The organism is Stenotrophomonas sp. 05L44_2 (assembly GCF_056665995.1).
In genome coordinates this window covers 1-6,541 of sequence record NZ_JBFTNR010000162.1, presented here as the reverse complement: position 1 = coordinate 6,541, position 6,541 = coordinate 1, and the positions used below count along the sequence as shown (strand labels likewise).

5 protein-coding genes are annotated in these 6,541 nt (G+C 66.0%); 1 reads left to right on the top strand and 4 read right to left on the bottom strand.

What is annotated here, in order from left to right:
* From AC1VAN_RS07680 to AC1VAN_RS07670, 3 genes are all read right to left on the bottom strand, one after another.
* The coding region (locus AC1VAN_RS07680) for a cbb3-type cytochrome c oxidase subunit I (protein WP_480985566.1) at positions 1-890 on the bottom strand (890 nt) is incomplete at its 3' end.
* Positions 891-951: 61 nt separating this feature from the next.
* On the bottom strand, positions 952-1,908 hold the full coding sequence (gene coxB, locus AC1VAN_RS07675) for a cytochrome c oxidase subunit II (RefSeq protein WP_480985565.1): 957 nt from the start codon (positions 1,906-1,908) through the stop codon (positions 952-954).
* 11 nt (positions 1,909-1,919) lie between these two features.
* On the bottom strand, positions 1,920-2,396 hold the full coding sequence (locus AC1VAN_RS07670) for a DUF2244 domain-containing protein (protein WP_025878297.1): 477 nt from the start codon (positions 2,394-2,396) through the stop codon (positions 1,920-1,922).
* Between the two features lie 273 nt (positions 2,397-2,669).
* On the opposite strand from AC1VAN_RS07670, the gene putA reads away from it, so the two are divergent.
* Positions 2,670-5,888, top strand: coding sequence for a bifunctional proline dehydrogenase/L-glutamate gamma-semialdehyde dehydrogenase PutA (gene putA, locus AC1VAN_RS07665; protein ID WP_032975634.1), 3,219 nt, complete (start codon positions 2,670-2,672; stop codon positions 5,886-5,888).
* Positions 5,889-5,976: 88 nt separating this feature from the next.
* Here the strand turns inward: putA and AC1VAN_RS07660 are convergent.
* Positions 5,977-6,541, bottom strand: a 565-nt coding sequence (locus tag AC1VAN_RS07660; RefSeq protein ID WP_480985564.1) for an AAA family ATPase, incomplete at its 5' end; no start/stop codon positions are given.

Sequence of the window (6,541 nt, the reverse complement as noted above, 5' to 3'; positions counted from 1 at the left end):
ATGAACGACAGGAACGCGATCGCCGCTGTGGCGTAGACCATCGCCTGGTAGCCGAACAGCGGCTTGCGGCTGAAGGTCGGGATGATCTCGCTGACCACGCCGAAGGCGGGCAGGATCATGATGTAGACCTCGGGATGGCCGAAGAACCAGAAGATGTGCTGGAACATCACCGGGTCGCCACCACCGGCCGCATTGAAGAAGCTGGTGCCGAAGAATTTGTCGGTCAGCAGCATCGTCACCGCACCGGCCAGCACCGGCATCACCGCGATCAGCAGGAASGCGGTGATCAGCCAGGYCCAGCAGAASAKCGGCATCTTCAKCAGSKYGAKGCCGGGCGCGCGCATGTTCAGSAYSGTSRCGATGATGTTGATCGCGCCCATGATCGAACTGATGCCGGCCACGTGGATGGCGAACACGGTGAACGCCACGTTGTAGCCGCCCTGCAGCGACAGCGGCGGGTACAKSGTCCAGCCRCCGGCCGGCGCGCCACCGGGCAGCAGGAAGGTCAGCAGCAGCAGGCTGAAGGCCACCGGCAGCAGCCAGAACGACCAGTTGTTCATGCGCGGCAGCGCCATGTCCGGCGCGCCGATCTGCAGTGGGATCATCCAGTTGSCCAGGCCSACGAAGGCCGGCATCACCCCGCCGAAGATCATCACCAGCGCGTGTACGGTGGTCAGCTGGTTGAAGATTTCCGGACGGATGTACTGGATGCCGGGCTGGGCCAGTTCCAGCCGGATCAGCACGCTCATGAACGCGCCGATGACGAACATSATGAAGCTGAAMCMCAGGTACAGCGTGCCGATGTCCTTGTGGTTGGTCGAGAAGAACCAACGCTCGAAGAAGCTCTGCGGGTGATGGTGATCGTCGTGCCCAACTGCCGAGTGCGCCATTGCAAAACACCTCTCAGGATCGGTTGTCGCCGCAGCCGCGATACGGCCGCGGGCAGTTACATCAGGCTCCGCTGGCCGCCGCCGCAGGCGTGTTGCCGGCCTCGGCGGCTGCCGGTGCCGCCGGCTGCGCCGGCGTTTCACTGGCAGGTGYAGTGGGTTCGGCAGGCGCGGCAGGGGCTGCCGGTGCAGGCGCGGGTTTGCGCTGCGCCAGCCACTGCTTGAATTCTTCCTTGGACACCGCCTCGACCACGATCGGCATGAAGCCRTGGTCCTTGCCGCACAGCTCCGCGCACTGGCCGCGGTAGACACCGGGCTGCTCGATGCTGGTCCAGGCTTCGTTGATGAAGCCGGGAATGGCGTCCTGCTTCCAGCCCAGCGCCGGCACCCACCAGGCGTGGATCACATCGTCGGAGGTGATGACGAAGCGCACCTTGGTGTCCACCGGCAGTACCAGCCGGTTGTCGACATCCAGCAGGTAGTGCGGATGGCTCTCGCGGGTCGGCACCTTGCCACTCTGCCGCATGCGGTCGGACTCGCGGTCCAGGCGGCTGGTGAAGGTCACGTTCTCGCCCAGGTACTCGTACTTCCACATCCACTGGTAGCCGGTGACCTTGACCGTCATCTCGGCATCGCGGGTGTCGTACATCTTGATCAGGTTGGCCGTGGCCGGCCACGCCATCACCACCAGGATGATCACCGGGATCACCGTCCAGATGACTTCGGCCTTGGTGTTGTGGCTGAAGGTGGCAGCGACCGCACCCTTGGACTTGCGGAACTTGAACATCGCGTAGGCCATCGCGCCGAACACGATCACGCCGATCACCGTACAGACGATCAGCGAAAGGTTGTTCGATTCCCAGGCCAGGCGCGAGGTCTGGGTCACCCCCTTGCCCATGTTCAACTGCCACGGCTTTGGATCGGCCGCCTGGGCCAGCACCGTCCCCGTCATCGACAGCAGGGCCCCCATCGCGGCGGCCATTGCAACGCACTTCGTGCCCCACCCTCTGCTTTGCTTCATTGCCTAGACCCTTAGCGTCGTCGGTTGCCGCCATCGCTGGCGGCGAGCAAATCTTCAAGCGTTTCAACAAGCGTTTGACGTTCGGCCGGCGCGAGGAAACTCCCCACCTCCACCTGCCGGCCGCTGGATGCCAGCCGGACCCTCTGGTCGTCGGTGAGCAGGCGCACCCAGTGCGGATGAGCCCGGAACACCGGCGATCCACCGGGCACGGGGATGACCTCCACGCACGCCGGCACTACCCGGATTTCCTCCTGCCGTTCACCACTGCGCCACAACGCGCGCAACGCAGCTGCCAGCAACAGGCTGTACAGCAGCGCGAACAGGGGGGCGAATGCATTGCCGGCCACCCACCCGAAGGCGGACACCAGCCACATCACTCCCGACAACACAGCAAACAACAGGACGAACTGCCGGGCATCGAGCGCCCGTGGGGGACGCAGTCGCAGCTGCGTACCTGACCCATCCGGAGCTGTAAGCACCTCGATCATGTCGCAACCGCGTTCCTGCCGCGGGAAACGTCTCGATGGTAGCCCTGCCCTCTCGCCGGTAGCAAGGGTGCATTCACACTTTTTCCGATGCTGCAATACAGCATGGGCCCAGCGGCACGAATGACGAATTCGGCACAAAACGGCCCGACTTTGCTGAACACGCTGAATCCACCACCGCTAGGGGCTATCAGCATTCATGAAGGTGGCTGCGCGGGCCTTCCTGAAGTCGAAAAAATGATTAAAATCGCCAAGTTTTCCACTGGCCGGACCGGCATGAACGCACCCTCCTCTCCCATTGCCGCCAGTGACGCCCCGCGTCACTCGGCGCTGCTGTCGCCGGAACTGCCGGCGTCCCCCAACCCGTTCCGCCAGGCCATCACCGATGGTTGGCTGAAGGACGAGGCCAGCCATGTGCGCGAACTGCTGGCGCAGGCGCGCCTGCCGGCCGACGAGCAGGCCAAGGTGCAGGCGCTGGCCGCCGACCTGGTCGCCCGGGTGCGTGTGCGCGCCAAGGACCAGGGCGCGATCGAAGCCTTCATGCGCCAGTACGACCTGGGCAGCGAGGAAGGCGTGCTGCTGATGTGCGTGGCCGAGGCGCTGCTGCGCATTCCGGACCAGGAGACCGCCGACAAGCTGATCCGCGACAAGCTGGCCGATGCCGACTGGGAAAAACACCTGGGCGGCAGCGACTCGGTGCTGGTCAACGCCTCCACCTGGGGCCTGATGCTGACCGGCAAGCTGGTGCAGATGAACGACGCCACCCGCGCCGATGCGCCCAGCGCGTTCAAGCGCCTGGTCGGCCGCGTCGGTGAGCCGGTGGTACGCCTGGCCGTGCGCCAGGCAATGAAGATCATGGGCCACCAGTTCGTCATGGGCCGCACCATCGGCGAAGCGCTGGCACGCTCGCACAAGGGCGACAGCGCCAGCTACCGCTACTCGTTCGACATGCTCGGCGAAGGCGCGCTGACCATGAAGGACGCCCTGCGTTACCTGGAAGACTACCGTCGTGCGATCCACGCCATCGGTGGTGACCACAAGTCGCGCGGTGGCCGTGCCGATGGCGACGTCAACAACGCACCGGGCATCTCGATCAAGCTGTCGGCGCTGTACCCGCGCTACGAGCACGCCAAGCGCGCGCGCGTGCTGAAGGACCTGGTGCCCGGCGTGCTGGAACTGGCGCAGCTGGCCAAGAGCTACGGCATCGGCTGCACCGTCGACGCCGAAGAGTCCGATCGCCTGGAACTGTCGCTGGACATCATCGAGCAGGTGTTCGGCGATGCCTCGCTGGCCGGCTGGGATGGCTTCGGCGTGGTCGTGCAGGCTTACCAGAAGCGTACGCCGTACACGATCGACCACCTGGCCGACATGGCGCGTCGCGCCGGTCGTCGCCTGCAGGTGCGCCTGGTCAAGGGCGCCTACTGGGACGCCGAGATCAAGCGCGCGCAGATCGAAGGCTATGCCGGCTACCCGGTGTTCACCCGCAAGCAGAACACCGACGTGTCCTACCTGGCGTGTGCCAAGCGTCTGTTTACCCATGCCGACGCGATCTACCCGATGTTCGCCACGCACAATGCGCACACCATCGCCGCAGTGCGCAGCATCGCCAACGGTGGCGTCTACGAACACCAGAAGCTGCACGGCATGGGCGATGACCTGTACGCCGAAGTAGTGCCGGCCGATCGCCTTGGCCTGCCCTGCCGCGTGTACGCGCCGGTCGGTTCGCATGAAGACCTGCTGCCGTACCTGGTGCGTCGCCTGCTGGAAAACGGCGCCAACTCCAGCTTCGTCAACCGCATCACCGACGAGCGCGTGCCGATCGCCGACCTGGTCCGCGATCCGGTTGAGATGGTGTCCTCGTTCGAATCGATTCCGCATCCCAAGATCCCGCTGCCGGTTGACCTGCTGCGCAGCCAGAACCACGACAGGAAGAATTCCATGGGCGCCAACCTCGCCAACGACAACGAACTGCGCGCCCTGGCCGAGCAGCTCAACGCTGCAGTGAAGCCTTGGCAGGCCGCACCGCTGGTGCCGGGCGCGAACCCGACCGGTGCCTCGCTGCCGGTGACCAACCCGGCCGACACCCGTGAAGTGGTCGGCCAGTGGCAGGCCGCCGATGCCGCCACCGTGCAGAAGGCGCTGGCCAATGCCGTGGCCGCACAGCCGGCCTGGAACCGCACCCCGGCCGCCAGCCGCGCCGCCATCCTCGAGCACGCCGCTGACCAGCTGGAAGCGCGCATGCCCGAATTCATGGCGCTGTGCGTGAAGGAAGCCGGCAAGAGCCTGCCCGACGGCATCGCCGAAGTACGCGAAGCCGTGGACTTCCTGCGCTACTACGCCAAGCAGGCACGCGAGCAGTTCAGTCACGCCGAGAAGCTGCCCAGCCCGACCGGCGAATCCAACGAACTGCAGCTGCATGGCCGCGGCGTGTTCGTCTGCATCAGCCCGTGGAACTTCCCGCTGGCGATCTTCCTGGGCCAGGTGGCTGCCGCACTGGCCGCCGGCAACAGCGTGATCGCCAAGCCGGCCGAGCAGACCAACCTGATCGGCTACTACGCAGTGAAGCTGCTGCACGATGCCGGCGTGCCGGCTGACGTGGTGCAGTACCTGCCGGGCGATGGCGCCACCGTCGGCGCCGCGCTGACCGCCGACCCGCGCGTGGCCGGCGTGGCCTTCACCGGCTCTACCGACACCGCCCGTGCGATCAACCGCGCGATGGCTGCACGTGACGCCGCCATCGGCGTGCTGATCGCCGAGACCGGCGGCCAGAACGCCTTCATCGCCGACTCCTCGGCACTGCCGGAACAGCTGGTCAAGGACGCCATCGGTTCGGCCTTCACCTCGGCCGGCCAGCGCTGCTCGGCCGCGCGCGTGCTGTTCGTGCAGGACGACATCGCCGACAAGGTGATGACCATGCTGGCCGGTGCGATGAAGGAACTGAAGGTCGGCAACCCCGGCCTGCTGTCCACCGACGTCGGCCCGGTGATCGACGCCGATGCACTGAAGATCCTGCAGGACCACGCCGTGCGCATGGACCGCGAAGCGCGCCTGATCGCTGCGGCCGAACTGTCCGCCGAAGCGGCCAACGGCACCTTCTTCGCACCGCGTGCGTACGAACTGAAGGACCTGGGCCAGCTGCAGAAGGAAATCTTCGGGCCGGTCCTGCACGTGATCCGCTGGAAGGGCGACCAGCTCGACGCGGTGATCGACCAGATCAACGCCACCGGCTATGGCCTGACCCTGGGCGTGCATTCGCGCATCGACGAAACCGTCGACCGCATCAGCAACGGCGTCCACGTCGGCAACGTCTACGTCAACCGCAACCAGATCGGTGCGGTGGTCGGCGTGCAGCCGTTCGGCGGCCAGGGCCTGTCCGGCACCGGCCCCAAGGCCGGCGGCCCGCACTACCTGCTGCGCTTCGCCACCGAAAAGACGGTGACGGTGAACACCACCGCTGCCGGCGGCAATGCCTCGCTGCTGACCCTGGGCGACTGATCCCAGGCGTCATGCAGTAAACGAAAAACCCCGCGAAAGCGGGGTTTTTTCATGTTGGGCGGATGCGGGCCTGCCAGCCCCTGGCAGCTCATTCCGCCACCACACTGAACCGGTTGTCCGCACGCCTCACCAATTCCTCCAGCACCCGCGCGATACGCATCTCCAGGTCGCCTTCCAGCAGCACATGCGCCATTCCACGCGCCTGCAACTGCTGCAGATACCACGCGTGTTGGCGCATGCGGAACTCCTCGCCCACACGCGTTCCATCCTGCTCGAACGGGATATCCGGGGCGCACAGGAACAGCAGGTCGTACGCACGCGCCGCGGCCCGCTGCAGTGGTTCGGGCGCAGTCCCGAACATCCAGCCGCTGTAGCCCAGCGTCACCAACGGCGTGGTATCGCAGAACAACCAGCGATGCGCATGCTGCGCGGCCTGGTGCTCGTGCTGCGGCTGGGTCGCAGCGATACGCAGCAGATCCTGCGCCTGCAGCTCGCCGCCCTGCTGCTCCCACAACGTACGCCCGAACTCCGGCACCCATGCCGTACCCAGGCGTTCGGCCAGCACCCGCGCCAGCGTGCTCTTGCCCGTGGACTCACCGCCGATGAAGGCCACCCGCTGCACATGGTCGGCATAGACCGACCGGCTCAGGCCC